Raw genomic sequence first — 14,262 nt, 5'->3', positions numbered from 1 at the left:
CTGGTGGCTATTGCTGATGCAAAAGTACGCCAGCTGAACGCTTTCAGGAAGATTGTCATTTTTGTTTAATCGTTATCCATTTTGTTGATCGAAATCATCATCCACATGCTCCCCCTTTGGTGTTATGCAACGAGCAAAGTGTGAACGATATCACGCGCGGGTTGATGAATTCAGAGACAGAAACGGGGTATGAAAATGGCAATGGTAAAAGCAAGTTTAACGTTATTCGGCGGTGATACGCTGGTGGTGCGCTGTTCAGAGCGCTGTCATATTCACTTAATGAGCGCCAAGGCCGCCGGCGACAGCCACGCCGATATTTTTAGCGTGCAGGACAGGGACAGCGCTTATCTCACCGTGCCCTACAGCGGCACCTGGAACGTGCTGATCGACAGCCATAGTCAGTCCCTCGAGCACTCCATTAGCTACGTTCCCGCCTGAATCTCCACGTCCGGTAGACCGGGCGTTTTATGCGAGCCCAGGTTGGCTCGCCTCGCCGACCAGATGTCGCACCTGGATAATCAGATCGTCAAGACTGGCGTCGCGCATGCCAAGCTTGCGTAATTCCTGATCCAACGAAAAGAGATACTGGGCATTGGTGCCGAGCGGCCCGCTGGCGCGGGCTATCAGCGGCGCGATGGTTTGTGCGCTGGTATCAGATTCATACAGTGGGTGGCGCGGATCCATAATAAACACCAGCGCATTCACCGTACGCCCATCGTCCAGCTCAAGACGGCACCAGGTTGGCAAATAGCAGCCGGTGATCATTTCCCGCTTCCACAGAAGCGTCAACTCTTGCTCCAGCGTCTCATCCGGCAGACGATAGGCCACGCCGGTGGTACGCCCGCCTTCCTTCAACGCCAACATCCTGCCCGGCTGATGTGCGCTGCCGCGACCGGCGGTCAGGCGCAGGCAAAATGCGCGATGCCAACCCGGCAGCGTACCGGTGCAGGATTCGCTGTATTCCAGCGCCGGGTTCCACATCAACGAACCGTAGCCGAAAATCCACACCGAACCGTTATCCGGACGACAGGCCAGAGTCGCCGCCAACGAGGCCGCCCGCTGCTCCGCCGACCACAGCAGCGATTCCTCAATCGCGCCAAACGCCGTTTTACAATCCGCATTCATTAAGAAATCACGAGTTAACACTTTCTACTACCTCCGCCACTGCCTGCTTCCCGGCGATAATCTGTGCCATCCGTGAATATTGCTGAATTATTATCCAGCTTTATTACTCAATAAGCAATTAACGGAGCGTTGACAAGGGGACTGACAAAAAATTAGATCGCAAAAGTGATTACTTTTTCTTATGCCATTTGTCGTCATCGCCTTTTTGATAATCATTTTTCACCGCCGCCCAGGCGACTTTATGCGCCGTCTCCTCACGGCTGGCATCATCGCGACGGTCGGCTTTATCTTTATATTGATCCCACGCGCTATTGAAAGCTTCTTTATAAATTTCCTGCGCGTGTTCCGGCAAGACGTGCTGAACGCTATCGGGAAGTTCTTGTTTACTACGGTAAGGCATAATGACCTCCAGAATCAGGGTAAAAGCTAAGTCTGGAACACAATTCCCGGGTTGGCAAATGACAGGAATATTGAGAAATGAATTTTAGTAATCATCTGAAAAATATGTATAAAACATACGTAACAGCCTTTTTTAGCAGACCAACGAATTTCTTATGCAAGAGTGGTAAATTTAAGTAAAAATACAAATTAAACCTATCAATGTCTGTTATTTTATCAACTTACGTTATCTATAATTATAACACCTGCATAAATGGAGATGGTTCATGACACATGCACATGAGGCGGTTAAGACCCGCCACAAGGAGACCTCCCTCGTTTTTCCGGTTTTAGCACTGGTGGTGCTGTTTCTCTGGGGAAGCAGTCAATCACTACCAGTGGTCGTTGCGATTAATATTCTGGCGCTGGTCGGGATTCTGAGTAGCGCATTTAGCGTGGTTCGCCATGCCGACGTTCTTGCTCACCGCCTCGGCGAGCCCTATGGTTCATTAATTTTGAGCCTGTCAGTGGTCATTCTTGAAGTGAGCCTCATTTCCGCATTAATGGCGACCGGCGACGCCGCGCCAACGCTAATGCGCGATACGTTATATTCAATCATTATGATCGTCACCGGCGGTCTGGTCGGCTTCTCTTTACTGCTGGGCGGACGTAAATTCGCCACGCAGTATATGAATTTGTTTGGTATCAAGCAGTATCTGATCGCCCTCTTCCCGCTGGCGATTATCGTACTGGTATTCCCGATGGCGTTACCGGGCGCCAATTTCAGCACCGGCCAGGCGCTACTGGTGGCGCTGATTTCCGCCGCCATGTATGGCGTATTCCTGCTCATTCAGACCAAAACGCACCAGAGCCTGTTTGTGTACGAGCATGAAGATGACAGCGACGATGACGACCCGCATCACGGTAAGCCCTCGGCGCATAGCAGCGGCTGGCACACGGCCTGGTTACTGGTACACCTGGTTGCGGTTATCGCCGTTACCAAAATGAACGCTAATCCACTGGAAACGCTGTTGACCAGCATGAACGCGCCGGTGGCCTTTACCGGTTTCCTGGTGGCGCTATTGATTCTCTCGCCGGAAGGACTCGGCGCCTTGAAAGCGGTGCTGAACAACCAGGTACAGCGCGCGATGAATTTGTTCTTCGGTTCGGTGCTGGCGACGATTTCCCTGACGGTGCCTGTCGTCACGCTTATCGCTTTCCTTACCGGCAATGAACTCCGCTTCGGTTTGGGAGCGCCGGAAATGGTGGTGATGGTGGCATCGCTGGTGCTGTGCCATATTTCGTTCTCAACCGGGCGCACCAATGTCCTTAACGGCGCGGCACATCTGGCGCTGTTCGCCGCCTACCTGATGACGATATTTGCCTGACCGGGTAATCAGTAATAAAGCCCAAAAAAAAGCCTGTCGGCGGCGAAACCGGCAGGCTTTTTTACAGCTCAGCGAAACTTAGTTGCTGGTATCCAGCTCGTCGAAGCTTTTCACCAGATCGTCGATCGCTTTCATTTGCTTCAGGAACGGTTCCAGTTTAGCCAGCGGCAGCGCGGACGGGCCGTCACATTTCGCGTGATCCGGATCCGGATGCGCTTCAATGAACAGACCGGCGATACCCACCGCCATCCCGGCGCGAGCCAGTTCCGTCACCTGAGCGCGGCGACCGCCTGAAGCAGCGCCAAACGGGTCGCGGCACTGCAGGGCGTGGGTCACGTCAAAGATGACCGGCGAGTTGTTGGACGCTTTCTTCATTACGCCGAAGCCGAGCATATCAACGACCAGGTTGTCGTAGCCGAAATTAGCGCCGCGATCGCACAGGATCACTTTGTCGTTCCCGCCTTCAATAAATTTATCAACGATGTTGCCCATCTGGCCCGGGCTGACGAATTGCGGTTTCTTGACGTTGATGACAGCGCCGGTTTTAGCCATCGCTTCTACCAGGTCAGTCTGACGCGCGAGGAACGCCGGCAGCTGGATCACGTCAACCACGTCGGCCACCGGCTGCGCCTGGCTGGCTTCGTGGACGTCGGTGATGATTTTCACGCCGAAGGTCTGCTTCAGCTCCTGGAAAATCTTCATCCCTTCTTCCAGACCCGGCCCACGATAGGAGTGGATGGAAGAACGGTTGGCTTTATCAAAAGAGGCTTTGAACACATACGGAATGCCCAGCTTTTGCGTGACGGTCACATAATGTTCGCAGATACGCATCGCAAGATCGCGGGACTCCAGCACGTTCATTCCGCCAAACAGCACGAACGGCAGGTCGTTTGCTACGTTGATATCACCAATGCTAACCACTTTTTGTTTCATAAGATCGCCTTATCAGGGTGTAACCGGAATGGTTCCAGACTAATGCAATGTAATTTGTTTATGTGAAATCGTGTTGATCTGCGCACGGATCATCTCGCTAATCGGATCCTCCGGACACTGCTCAACGAAATAATTGAGATCCAGCAGCGCCACGTGATCGCACTCCAGTTGGGCATAGATAAGCCCGCGGTCGCGAATTTCATACGGGTCTTCGGGATTAAACTGCAGCAGCGCTTCGCTGGCGCGTAGGGCCAGCTCCATCTGCCGCTCTTCCATCAACGCCGATTTCAGCGTATCGAGCAGTTTGCGGATCACTTCGGCGTTATCGGCCTCATCGAGATCTTCATTGAACAGCTCGGCCACCGGGCTGATATTCCCCTTCAGCCACACCTCGAGCGTGTGTTCATCAAGCGTCTCGCCGTTGAATGGATTAATCAACCACATCTCTTCGCTGGCTTCCGGGTCGGCGCGCAGCAGCATCTGCGTGGGGAAAATAACCGGTACCACCGGTAAATCCAGACGCTGGGCAATCCATAACAGAATCGCCCCCAGCGACACGGCGCTCCCCTGGCGATTCACCAGCACTTTATCCAGCCATAACGCATCGGACAGACGATAAATGCCCTGCGACGCGCCGAAGCCCCACTCGTGATAGAACAATTCCAGCAGCCGGTCGAGCTGACGCTCCTGATCCCAGGAGGTGGCAATCTCTTCCTGCGCCAGTGTTAACAACCGCTGCAGCTCATCCTGCACAAAGTGCGTCGGAAAGTCGTCGCGGATCAATTCAGAAATGAGGACCATGCCTTCGCATAATGGCGCTTTGTTAAATTCGAAATCAGCTAATGACCTCATGCCTTACCCCAGTAACGGTATTCTTGTGATGGCGAGTTGAACGATGAAGAACAACACCACCAGCGCCAGCAGAAAGGCGATGAACCGGGTCTGCTGGCGGCGTGGGCGACGTCGGCCCAACGCAATAAATCCTAATGCGATGTAAATGATAACGCCAAACAGCTTTTCAGTCAGCCATGCGCCATCTTCGGTAAACGGCAGATAGTGCGTAATCGCCATTAATCCCGCGCCGCTGAGAAACAGCAGCGTATCGCTACAATGCGGCGCGATACGCACCCAGCGCTGGTTGAGCATCGCGCTGCCGCTGTAGGTCCACCAGTAACGCAGCACGAAAAGCCCGACGGATGTCACCACGCAGGCAATATGCAAATAGAGTACTGCTGTAAATAAATTCATTCGCCGGCTTGCTCCTTGTGCGGCCAACGCCCGAGAGTCAGACGTTCGTTATCGCCATAATCGCGGCAGGTCTCGACATCGAGATAACCTGCTTCATTAAACAATGCGCGTACCGCCTCGCCCTGCTTCCAGCCATGCTCCAGTAGCATATAAGCGTTGGGTAACAAGTACTGACGCCCTTCACGGATGATATGCGCTAAATCGGCCAGCCCCTGGTCGGCGGCGACCAATGCCGTTCTCGGCTCAAAGCGGACATCGCCCTCGGCAAGATGCGGATCGGTTTCATCGATATAGGGGGGATTACTGACAATCATCGCGAACCTCTGCCCCTTGAGCGCGCTAAACCAGTCGCTCTGCAGCACGGTCACGTTGTTGAGAGCGAGATGGGCGGCATTGCGCGCGGCGAGCGCCGCGGCGTCAGGTATAAAATCAACGGCAGTGACCTTGCAGTCCGCCCGCTCGCTGGCCAACGCCAGGGCGATAGCGCCGGTGCCGGTGCCAAGATCCAGGATACGGCAGGCCGTCTGCGGCAAGCGTACCAGCGCCTGCTCGACCAGGCATTCGGTGTCGGGCCGCGGGATCAGCGTCGCCGGCGAGACAAACAGCGGCAGCGACCAGAACTCGCGCTGACCAACCAGATGAGCCACCGGCTCGCCGTTGGCGCGGCGCGCCAGCAATGCTTCCAGCTCCGCCAACTGTTCCGCCGTCAATACGGTTTCGTCAAAAGCGAGGATCCAGGTCCGCGCTTTGCCGGTGACGTGCCCCAGTAAGATCTCGGCGTCGCGACGCGGGCTGTCGCTCGCGCCGAGCCGGGCTATTGCCTGAGTAAGCCACTGTCGAAAGGTCATCATTCCTGCTCGGAAAGCGCCGCCAGCTGGTCAGCCTGGAATTCCTGCACAATCGGTTCGATCAGCATATCCAGTTTGCCTTCCATGGTTTCATCCAGACGGTAAAGAGTCAGGTTGATACGGTGGTCGGTCACGCGCCCCTGTGGGAAGTTGTAGGTACGATTGCGGTCGCTGCGGTCGCCGCTGCCCAGCAGGTTACGGCGGGTAGACGCTTCCGCCTGCTGACGCTTGGCGACTTCGGCGGCGCGAATACGCGCGCCCAGCACCGACAGCGCCTTGGCTTTGTTTTTATGCTGTGAACGTTCGTCCTGACACTCAACGACGATACCGGTCGGCAAGTGGGTAATACGGATAGCGGAGTCGGTGGTGTTGACGTGCTGACCGCCCGCGCCCGAGGAGCGGAAGGTATCAATACGCAGGTCCGCCGGGTTGATATCCGGCATTTCGGCTTCCGGCAGCTCCGGCATCACCGCCACGGTACAGGCGGAGGTGTGGATACGCCCCTGGGATTCGGTCGCCGGAACGCGCTGGACGCGATGGCCGCCGGATTCAAATTTCAGCCGCCCATAGACGCCATCGCCGCTGATCTTGGCAATCACTTCTTTAAATCCGCCATGTTCGCCTTCGTTGGCGCTCATGATTTCGACCCGCCAGCGGCGGGCTTCGGCGTAGCGGGTGTACATGCGGAAGAGATCCCCGGCGAACAGCGCCGCTTCATCGCCGCCGGTACCGGCGCGAACTTCGACAAAAGCGTTACGTTCATCGTCCGGATCTTTCGGCAGCAGCAACACCTGCAGCTGTTGTTCCAGCGCTTCGCTTTTTTCTTTGGCATCGCGCAGCTCTTCCTGCGCCATTTCGCGCATTTCCGGATCGTCGAGCATCATCTGCGCGGTTTCGATATCGTCCTGCACCTGGCGCCAGTCGGTATAGCAGCGGGCAACATCGCCAAGCTGCGCATATTCGCGCGACAGCGCGCGGAAACGGTCCTGGTCGGCAATGGTGGCGGCGTCGCCAAGCAGCGCCTGAACTTCTTCATGGCGTTCGTACAGAGCTTCCAGTTTAGCAACAATAGAAGGCTTCATAGGCGTGAATTCACCCTGTCTTTAAATAGAGAAATGTGCGCTATTCCAGCCCGAGGCTGTTGCGCAGAATATGCAGGCGTTCATCATCCCCGTCACGGGCAGCCTGCTGAAGAGATTTGGTTGGAGCGTGGATCAGGCGGTTGGTCAGCTTACGGGCCAGATCTTGCATAATTTCCTGCGCATCGCCGCCCTGCTCCAGCGCGGCAAGCGCTTTCGCCGTCAGCTCCTCGCGAACCTGCTCGGATTGGGAACGATATTCGCGGATAGTCTCGCTGGCGCTTTGGGCGCGCAGCCAGGCCATAAATTCGCTGGTTTCCTGCTCGACGATCGATTCCGCCTGCACCGCCGCGGCCTTACGCTGCGCCAGATTGTGCTGAATGATATTTTGCAGGTCATCAACGCTGTACAGATAGGCGTTGGCCAGCTTGCCGACTTCCGGCTCGACGTCGCGGGGCACCGCGATATCCACCAGCAGCATCGGCTGATTGCGGCGCGCCTTCAGCGCGCGCTCGACCATCCCTTTGCCGATGATCGGCAGCGGGCTGGCGGTAGAACTGATAATAATATCGGCGTCTTTTAAACGCTCGTCGATATCGCTGAGGGCGATAACTTCCGCGCCGACTTCATCCGCCAGCGCCTGGGCGCGTTCACGGGTGCGGTTGGCAATCACCATTTTGCGAACGTTATGTTCGCGCAGATGGCGGGCGACCAGTTCGATAGTTTCCCCCGCGCCAACCAGTAACACCGTGACGCTGGAGAGCGATTCAAAAATTTGTCGCGCCAGCGTACAGGCGGCGAAAGCAACAGAAACGGCGCTGGCGCCGATATCGGTTTCGGTCCGTACACGCTTAGCTACCGAAAACGATTTCTGGAACATACGCTCCAGTTCGCTGACGTTCAGATGGCCGCGGCTGGAATCCGCAAACGCTTTTTTCACCTGCCCGAGGATTTGCGGCTCGCCAAGCACGAGTGAATCCAGGCCGCTGGCGACACGCATCAGATGGCTGACGGCGTCGTTATCCTGATGCCAATAAAGACTTTTACGTAGGTCTTCTTCATTCAGGCCGTGGAAGTCACATAGCCAGCGGATCAGCGCTTCCTGCAGGTTGTCCTGCTCTTCAACGCTGAGATACAGCTCCGTGCGATTACAGGTTGATAGCACCACCCCGCCCTGCACCATCGGCTGAGCCAATAAGCTCTCCAGCGCCTTGTCGAGCGTATCCGGCGAAAACGTTACGCGTTCTCGCAGCGCTACCGGAGCTGTTTTGTGGTTGATGCCAAGAGCTAAAAGGGTCATGGTGAGGGAATAGTACCAGCGTTGCTAAGGTTAGTCTGAGCGCATCATACAGGATGCGCGTACTCAATAAAAGAGACGCCCCCCTTTTGGAGTAATAGTCAGGGCTTAATAGCCACTAACGGTAATTTTTTGATTTCAGACAACTTGAACGTAGACGCTATCGGCCAGCGACGCTAGCATTAAGGGTTATTATTGCAACCCGCTACACAAATCGGTGTGCGAACCATCAGTCGCCGCATTTCACTGTAGACATCAAGGATTTGTCATCATTATGAATCGACTGTTCCGCCTGCTGCCGTTGGCAAGCCTCGTTCTGACCGCCTGTGCAATCAATACTCCGCCGCAAGGGCCAGGCAAAAGCCCGGACTCCCCGCAATGGCGCCAGCACCAGCAGGATGTCCGCAACCTTAACCAGTTCCAGACCCGCGGGGCGTTTGCCTATCTTTCCGATGAGCAGAAAGTGTATGCCCGTTTCTTCTGGCAACAAACCGGCCAGGACCGCTACCGCCTGCTGCTGACCAACCCGCTTGGCAGCACCGAACTGTCATTAACCGCGCAGCCGGGCGGCGTCCAATTGATTGACAACAAAGGCCAAACCTACAACGCCACCGATGCCGAAGAGATGATTGGCCGCCTGACCGGCATGCCGATCCCGCTTAACAGCCTGCGTCAGTGGATTATCGGCCTGCCGGGCGATGCCACCGACTATTCGCTGGATGACCAGTACCGCCTGCGCGAACTCAACTACACGCAGAACGGTAAAACCTGGCACGTGACCTACAGCGGCTACACCAGCGACACCAAACCCACCCTGCCGTCTAATATGGAACTCAACAACGGCAGCCAGCGCATCAAGCTGAAAATGGATAACTGGATTGTGAAATGATGAGTCGCTGGCCCGCCCCTGCAAAATTGAATCTGTTTTTGTATATCACTGGTCAACGCGCCGATGGTTATCACACGCTGCAGACGTTGTTTCAGTTTCTCGACTATGGCGACACGCTGACCATTGAACCGCGCCGCGACGGGAAACTGCGGTTGTTAACGCCGGTCGCCGGCGTGCCGGATGAAGAGAACCTGATTATCCGCGCCGCCAGATTGCTGATGGCAGCGGCGGAGTCTCACGGTCAACTCCCCGCAGGCAGCGGCGCGGATATCAGCATCGACAAACGCCTGCCGATGGGCGGCGGCTTAGGCGGCGGCTCTTCTAACGCCGCGACGGTGCTGGTAGCCCTCAATCATCTGTGGGGCTGCGGGCTTAGCGAAGACCAGCTGGCGACGCTTGGGCTACAGCTCGGCGCCGATGTCCCGGTTTTCGTTCGCGGTCACGCGGCGTTTGCCGAAGGGGTTGGCGAGATTCTCACCCCGGTCGATCCGCCGGAAAAATGGTATCTGGTCGCCCACCCGGGCGTGAGTATCCCGACGCCGATCATTTTTCGCGATCCGGAGTTACCACGAAATACCCCGAGCAGGTCAATTAATACCTTACTAAACTGTGAATTCGGCAACGATTGCGAGGTTATCGCAAGAAAACGTTTTCGTGAGGTTGATGCAACGCTTTCCTGGCTGTTAGAATACGCGCCGTCGCGCCTGACTGGCACAGGAGCCTGTGTGTTTGCTGAATTTGACACCGAATCCGCCGCTCGTCAGGTGCTGGAAAAAGCCCCGGAATGGCTGCAAGGCTTTGTTGCGCGAGGAATTAATGTCTCGCCGCTGAAGCAAGCCCTACTGAAGTAATTCTGCTTTTTGCATGAATAACGGCAAGTTTGCCGGGCAAACAGAGTATCGGTGACAACGTCACCCTGTTCCAGACGTTGCATCGTGCTCTTTAATACACCGCCTGGATGAGATGGCGCCGGCCCGCACAGTTTTATGGCCCGTTTCATCCACCACTGGACGCATGCCTGAGGTTCTTCTCGTGCCTGATATGAAGCTTTTTGCTGGTAACGCCACCCCGGAACTAGCACAACGTATTGCCAACCGCCTGTACACTTCTCTTGGCGACGCCGCTGTAGGTCGTTTTAGCGACGGCGAAGTCAGCGTACAAATCAACGAAAACGTACGCGGTGGTGATATTTTCATCATCCAGTCCACTTGTGCTCCCACCAATGACAACCTGATGGAATTGGTTGTTATGGTTGATGCCCTGCGTCGCGCTTCTGCAGGTCGTATCACCGCTGTTATCCCTTACTTCGGCTATGCCCGCCAGGACCGTCGCGTACGTTCCGCTCGTGTGCCAATCACCGCTAAAGTCGTCGCTGACTTCCTGTCCAGTGTCGGCGTTGACCGCGTACTGACCGTTGACCTGCACGCTGAACAGATTCAGGGCTTCTTTGATGTTCCTGTTGATAACGTATTCGGTAGCCCAATTCTGCTCGAAGATATGCTGCAGCTGAATCTGGACAACCCGATCGTGGTTTCTCCGGACATCGGCGGCGTGGTTCGCGCTCGCGCTATCGCGAAGCTGCTGAACGATACCGACATGGCGATCATCGATAAACGCCGCCCGCGCGCTAACGTTTCTCAGGTGATGCATATCATCGGCGACGTCGCTGGCCGTGACTGCGTGATGGTTGATGACATGATCGATACCGGCGGTACCCTGTGTAAAGCCGCGGAAGCGCTGAAAGAGCGCGGTGCGAAACGTGTCTTCGCCTACGCGACTCACCCGATCTTCTCCGGCAATGCTATCCAGAACATTAAAAACTCTGTGATTGATGAATTCGTCGTCTGCGATACCATTCCGCTGACGCCGGAAATCAAAGCGCTGGACAAAGTCCGCACCCTGACCCTGTCAGGTATGCTGGCCGAAGCGATTCGTCGTATCAGCAACGAAGAATCCATTTCCGCTATGTTCGAGCACTAATCGAGCCCAGCCGAAAAACCCGCTGCGGCGGGTTTTTTTGTCTCTGGTTCATATTTGTATGACTAATGCCTCCTTCACCTGCCATTCAGTTGACAGATGATTCGCTCATGGATGAAACATTATTGTGAATAGATTATTTTCCTCACATGTGATGCCTTTCCGCGCCCTCATCGACGCTTGCTGGAAAGAAAAGTACACCGCATCGCGCTTTACCCGCGATCTCATCGCCGGGATAACCGTCGGGATCATCGCTATCCCGCTGGCGATGGCGTTAGCAATTGGCAGCGGCGTAGCGCCTCAATATGGACTCTACACCTCGGCGGTGGCGGGGATTGTCATCGCCCTGACCGGCGGTTCGCGCTTTAGCGTTTCCGGCCCCACCGCGGCCTTCGTGGTGATCCTCTATCCGGTGTCACAACAGTTTGGCCTGGCCGGCTTGCTGGTGGCGACGCTAATGTCGGGTATCTTCTTAATCCTTTTCGGCCTCGCCCGCTTTGGCCGTCTGATTGAATATATCCCGCTTTCAGTCACTCTTGGCTTTACCTCCGGTATCGGCATCACCATCGGTACCATGCAAATTAAAGACTTCCTTGGTCTGCAGATGGCGCATGTCCCAGAGCACTATCTGCAGAAAGTCGGCGCGCTGGTGATGGCGCTGCCGACAATTAACGTTGGCGATGCCGCCATCGGTATCGTGACGCTGGGTATTCTGATTTTCTGGCCGCGTTTGGGCATCCGCCTGCCGGGGCACCTGCCGGCGCTGCTGGCGGGCTGTGCGGTGATGGGCATCGTTAATTTGCTCGGCGGACATGTGGCGACCATCGGCTCGCAGTTCCACTATATCCTCGCCGATGGCAGCCAGGGCAACGGTATCCCGCAATTGCTGCCGCAGCTGGTGTTGCCGTGGGATATGCCGGGCTCGGAGTTCACCCTGAGCTGGTCGTCGCTGCGCGCGCTGCTGCCTGCCGCCTTCTCTATGGCGATGCTGGGCGCCATTGAATCACTGCTCTGCGCGGTGGTGCTCGATGGTATGACCGGCACCAAACACAAAGCGAATAGCGAGCTGGTCGGCCAGGGCCTGGGCAATATCATCGCGCCATTCTTTGGCGGCATTACCGCCACCGCGGCGATTGCTCGCTCCGCGGCTAACGTGCGCGCCGGCGCGACCTCGCCGATTTCCGCGGTGATCCATGCCCTGCTGGTGATCCTCGCGCTGCTAATCCTCGCCCCGCTGCTCTCGTGGCTGCCGCTGTCGGCCATGGCTGCCCTGCTGCTGATGGTAGCGTGGAACATGAGCGAGGCGCATAAGGTGATTAACCTGCTACGCCACGGGCCAAAAGACGACATCGTTGTGCTGTTGATGTGCATGTCGCTGACCGTGCTGTTCGATATGGTCATCGCCATTAGCGTCGGTATCGTGCTGGCTTCGCTGCTGTTTATGCGCCGCATCGCGCGCATGACGCGACTGGCGCCGGTCAACGTTGAAGTGCCGGACGATGTTCTGGTGCTACGGGTGATCGGCCCGCTGTTCTTCGCCGCGGCGGAAGGATTGTTCACCGATTTGGAAAGCCGGATTGCAGGCAAGCGCGTGGTGGTGCTGAAGTGGGATGCGGTGCCGGTGCTGGACGCCGGCGGTCTTGACGCTTTCTTGCGCTTTGTGAAGCGCCTGCCGGAAGGCTGCGAGCTGCGGGTATCGAACCTTGAGTTCCAGCCGCTGCGTACTTTGGCGCGCGCAGGGGTCCAGCCGATTCCGGGACGCCTGAGCTTCTACCCGGACCGTACCGCGGCGCTGGCGGATATTGAATTAACGCAATAAACGAGAGGCTCGCCGGAAGGGAGATCCGGCGAGCTAAATTTAGTTAGCTGTGACGATGCTGGTCGCGACGGCAGCGTTTATCGTAGTGGCGTACCCACCAATAACGGTCGGAGACTCTTTCATGACCGCCAACGCGAGCGCCCGCCAGCCACAAAACGGCGCCGACGAAAATACTCAACACCGCGCCATGAGCAAAGAATTGCGGCAGGTTAAATTGTGGAAGCTGGTTTAAAATAGAGTAACCAACGCCGACCACCATTACAACCAACCCTAAACCCATCAGTATGTTACCGAGTAACGAAGCGTTTCTGCGTTTCATATGTCACCTCCGGACCTTGGGCTACATGGGAATATCCCCAAAATTTATAGGTTAAGTATAGACAATAGGGATATGAGTGATTGCGTGAGTGATCACATTCGGGAACATCTGATCAACAAAAGTTTACAAATAAGCCACTGAACAACATCAAATTCTAATGGTTCAAAGTGGAAATTATCAGTAACGGTAGCGTTTCGCTGGCAGAATTTTGTCAAGCGCCGACGCAGGCAGTACACTACGCGGCAAAGAAAGACCCATGCAGGAATAAAAAGTGACGATAAAACTGATTGTCGGCCTGGCTAACCCCGGAGCGGAATACGCGGCAACGCGCCATAACGCCGGCGCCTGGTACGTAGATTTACTGGCGGAGCGCCACCGCGCGCCGCTGCGAGAAGAGAGCAAATTCTTCGGCTATACCTCGCGCCTGAGCCTGGCGGGGGAAGACGTGCGCCTGCTGGTGCCGACCACCTTTATGAATCTCAGCGGCAAAGCGGTGGCCGCGATGGCTACCTTTTACCGTATTAATCCGGATGAAATTCTGGTCGCCCACGACGAGCTCGATTTACCCCCCGGCGTCGCTAAATTCAAACTTGGCGGCGGGCACGGCGGTCATAATGGCCTGAAGGACATTATCAGCAAGCTGGGCAATAACCCAAACTTTCACCGCTTACGCGTCGGAATTGGCCATCCGGGCGATAAAAATAAAGTTGTCGGCTTTGTGCTGGGTAAACCACCGGCCAGCGAACAGAAGCTAATTGACGAAGCGGTTGATGAAGCGGCGCGCTGTACCGAGGTGTGGCTGAAAGACGGTTTAACCAAAGCAACCAACCGTTTACACGCCTTTAAAGCGCAATAAGCGTCCGACGTGCGGAATTTTTGCCGCACACCGTGTATAATAGGCGAAGCTATTTACTTTTCTACAGTCTGTTATTCATAACAGACTGATTATCCAAAGATTAAGG

16 protein-coding genes are annotated in these 14,262 nt (G+C 55.8%); 7 read left to right on the top strand and 9 right to left on the bottom strand.

Annotated elements, in window-relative coordinates:
• Window positions 1–195: 195 nt before the first annotated feature.
• Window positions 196–438: a DUF1883 domain-containing protein gene (locus ABLV08_RS22560; RefSeq protein ID WP_015705086.1), complete on the top strand. Its 243-nt coding sequence runs from the start codon at window positions 196–198 to the stop codon at window positions 436–438.
• A 27-nt stretch (window positions 439–465) separates the two neighbouring features.
• Here the strand turns inward: ABLV08_RS22560 and ABLV08_RS22555 are convergent, their stop codons facing one another.
• Entirely contained in the window at window positions 466–1,146 is a 681-nt protein-coding gene (locus ABLV08_RS22555) for a gamma-glutamylcyclotransferase (protein ID WP_015705085.1), read from the bottom strand.
• A gap of 148 nt (window positions 1,147–1,294) precedes the next feature.
• Complete coding sequence (gene chaB, locus ABLV08_RS22550) at window positions 1,295–1,525, bottom strand: putative cation transport regulator ChaB (RefSeq protein WP_015367102.1); 231 nt, start codon at window positions 1,523–1,525, stop codon at window positions 1,295–1,297.
• 265 nt (window positions 1,526–1,790) lie between these two features.
• On the opposite strand from chaB, the gene chaA reads away from it, so the two are divergent.
• Window positions 1,791–2,891, top strand: a complete 1,101-nt coding sequence (gene chaA, locus ABLV08_RS22545) for a sodium-potassium/proton antiporter ChaA (RefSeq protein WP_015367104.1) — start codon at window positions 1,791–1,793, stop codon at window positions 2,889–2,891.
• Between the two features lie 78 nt (window positions 2,892–2,969).
• Here the strand turns inward: chaA and kdsA are convergent, their stop codons facing one another.
• The 6 genes from kdsA to hemA are packed head-to-tail and all read right to left on the bottom strand — an operon-like array spanning window position 2,970 to window position 8,299.
• Window positions 2,970–3,824 (bottom strand): 3-deoxy-8-phosphooctulonate synthase, encoded by an 855-nt coding sequence (gene kdsA / locus ABLV08_RS22540; RefSeq protein WP_015367105.1) that lies wholly within the window; start codon window positions 3,822–3,824, stop codon window positions 2,970–2,972.
• A 39-nt stretch (window positions 3,825–3,863) separates the two neighbouring features.
• Window positions 3,864–4,676 carry an invasion regulator SirB1 gene (gene sirB1 / locus ABLV08_RS22535; RefSeq protein WP_015367106.1) on the bottom strand — a complete coding sequence of 271 codons (813 nt, stop codon included), beginning with the start codon at window positions 4,674–4,676 and terminating at the stop codon, window positions 3,864–3,866.
• A 3-nt stretch (window positions 4,677–4,679) separates the two neighbouring features.
• Window positions 4,680–5,072, bottom strand: coding sequence for an invasion regulator SirB2 (sirB2, locus tag ABLV08_RS22530; protein ID WP_015367107.1), 393 nt, complete (start codon window positions 5,070–5,072; stop codon window positions 4,680–4,682).
• Window positions 5,069–5,920 (bottom strand): peptide chain release factor N(5)-glutamine methyltransferase, encoded by an 852-nt coding sequence (gene prmC / locus ABLV08_RS22525; protein WP_047077296.1) that lies wholly within the window; start codon window positions 5,918–5,920, stop codon window positions 5,069–5,071. The genes sirB2 and prmC overlap by 4 nt, the downstream gene beginning before the upstream one ends.
• Complete coding sequence (gene prfA / locus ABLV08_RS22520) at window positions 5,920–7,002, bottom strand: peptide chain release factor 1 (RefSeq protein ID WP_015367109.1); 1,083 nt, start codon at window positions 7,000–7,002, stop codon at window positions 5,920–5,922. The genes prmC and prfA overlap by 1 nt, the downstream gene beginning before the upstream one ends.
• A gap of 40 nt (window positions 7,003–7,042) precedes the next feature.
• Window positions 7,043–8,299 (bottom strand): glutamyl-tRNA reductase, encoded by a 1,257-nt coding sequence (gene hemA / locus ABLV08_RS22515; protein ID WP_015367110.1) that lies wholly within the window; start codon window positions 8,297–8,299, stop codon window positions 7,043–7,045.
• 271 nt (window positions 8,300–8,570) lie between these two features.
• Between hemA and lolB the strand changes: the two genes are divergently transcribed.
• The 4 genes from lolB to dauA all read left to right on the top strand — a co-directional run bounded on the left by lolB (window position 8,571) and on the right by dauA (window position 12,981).
• Window positions 8,571–9,185 (top strand): lipoprotein insertase outer membrane protein LolB, encoded by a 615-nt coding sequence (lolB, locus tag ABLV08_RS22510; RefSeq protein WP_015705083.1) that lies wholly within the window; start codon window positions 8,571–8,573, stop codon window positions 9,183–9,185.
• Window positions 9,185–10,036: a 4-(cytidine 5'-diphospho)-2-C-methyl-D-erythritol kinase gene (ispE, locus tag ABLV08_RS22505; protein ID WP_015367112.1), complete on the top strand. Its 852-nt coding sequence runs from the start codon at window positions 9,185–9,187 to the stop codon at window positions 10,034–10,036. The genes lolB and ispE overlap by 1 nt, the downstream gene beginning before the upstream one ends.
• Before the next feature lie 181 nt (window positions 10,037–10,217).
• Window positions 10,218–11,165, top strand: coding sequence for a ribose-phosphate diphosphokinase (gene prs / locus ABLV08_RS22500; protein WP_015367113.1), 948 nt, complete (start codon window positions 10,218–10,220; stop codon window positions 11,163–11,165).
• Between the two features lie 124 nt (window positions 11,166–11,289).
• On the top strand, window positions 11,290–12,981 hold the full coding sequence (gene dauA, locus ABLV08_RS22495; RefSeq protein ID WP_026612348.1) for a C4-dicarboxylic acid transporter DauA: 1,692 nt from the start codon (window positions 11,290–11,292) through the stop codon (window positions 12,979–12,981).
• 43 nt (window positions 12,982–13,024) lie between these two features.
• On the opposite strand, the gene ychH is transcribed toward dauA, so the two are convergent.
• On the bottom strand, window positions 13,025–13,300 hold the full coding sequence (gene ychH, locus ABLV08_RS22490) for a stress-induced protein YchH (RefSeq protein WP_015367115.1): 276 nt from the start codon (window positions 13,298–13,300) through the stop codon (window positions 13,025–13,027).
• A gap of 271 nt (window positions 13,301–13,571) precedes the next feature.
• On the opposite strand from ychH, the gene pth reads away from it, so the two are divergent.
• Complete coding sequence (gene pth, locus ABLV08_RS22485; protein ID WP_020079124.1) at window positions 13,572–14,156, top strand: aminoacyl-tRNA hydrolase; 585 nt, start codon at window positions 13,572–13,574, stop codon at window positions 14,154–14,156.
• The last annotated feature ends 106 nt before the right edge of the window (window positions 14,157–14,262 follow it).

Origin of the sequence: Klebsiella sp. CN_Kp088, from assembly GCF_040064335.1 — a bacterium.
Taxonomy (GTDB): Bacteria; Pseudomonadota; Gammaproteobacteria; order Enterobacterales; family Enterobacteriaceae; genus Klebsiella; species Klebsiella aerogenes.
The sequence above is the reverse complement of the archived record's forward strand: the minus strand, read 5'-3'. Positions and strand labels throughout refer to the sequence as shown.

What these genes read in the sequence shown, in the direction of transcription:
- ABLV08_RS22560 (WP_015705086.1), top strand. Translation starts at nt 196, where the DNA reads ATGGCAATGGTAAAAGCAAGTTTAACGTTATTCGGCGGTGATACGCTG.
- chaB (WP_015367102.1), bottom strand. Translation starts at nt 1,525, where the DNA reads ATGCCTTACCGTAGTAAACAAGAACTTCCCGATAGCGTTCAGCACGTC.
- chaA (WP_015367104.1), top strand. Translation starts at nt 1,791, where the DNA reads ATGACACATGCACATGAGGCGGTTAAGACCCGCCACAAGGAGACCTCC.
- kdsA (WP_015367105.1), bottom strand. Translation starts at nt 3,824, where the DNA reads ATGAAACAAAAAGTGGTTAGCATTGGTGATATCAACGTAGCAAACGAC.
- sirB1 (WP_015367106.1), bottom strand. Translation starts at nt 4,676, where the DNA reads ATGAGGTCATTAGCTGATTTCGAATTTAACAAAGCGCCATTATGCGAA.
- sirB2 (WP_015367107.1), bottom strand. Translation starts at nt 5,072, where the DNA reads ATGAATTTATTTACAGCAGTACTCTATTTGCATATTGCCTGCGTGGTG.
- prmC (WP_047077296.1), bottom strand. Translation starts at nt 5,920, where the DNA reads ATGACCTTTCGACAGTGGCTTACTCAGGCAATAGCCCGGCTCGGCGCG.
- prfA (WP_015367109.1), bottom strand. Translation starts at nt 7,002, where the DNA reads ATGAAGCCTTCTATTGTTGCTAAACTGGAAGCTCTGTACGAACGCCAT.
- hemA (WP_015367110.1), bottom strand. Translation starts at nt 8,299, where the DNA reads ATGACCCTTTTAGCTCTTGGCATCAACCACAAAACAGCTCCGGTAGCG.
- lolB (WP_015705083.1), top strand. Translation starts at nt 8,571, where the DNA reads ATGAATCGACTGTTCCGCCTGCTGCCGTTGGCAAGCCTCGTTCTGACC.
- ispE (WP_015367112.1), top strand. Translation starts at nt 9,185, where the DNA reads ATGAGTCGCTGGCCCGCCCCTGCAAAATTGAATCTGTTTTTGTATATC.
- ychH (WP_015367115.1), bottom strand. Translation starts at nt 13,300, where the DNA reads ATGAAACGCAGAAACGCTTCGTTACTCGGTAACATACTGATGGGTTTA.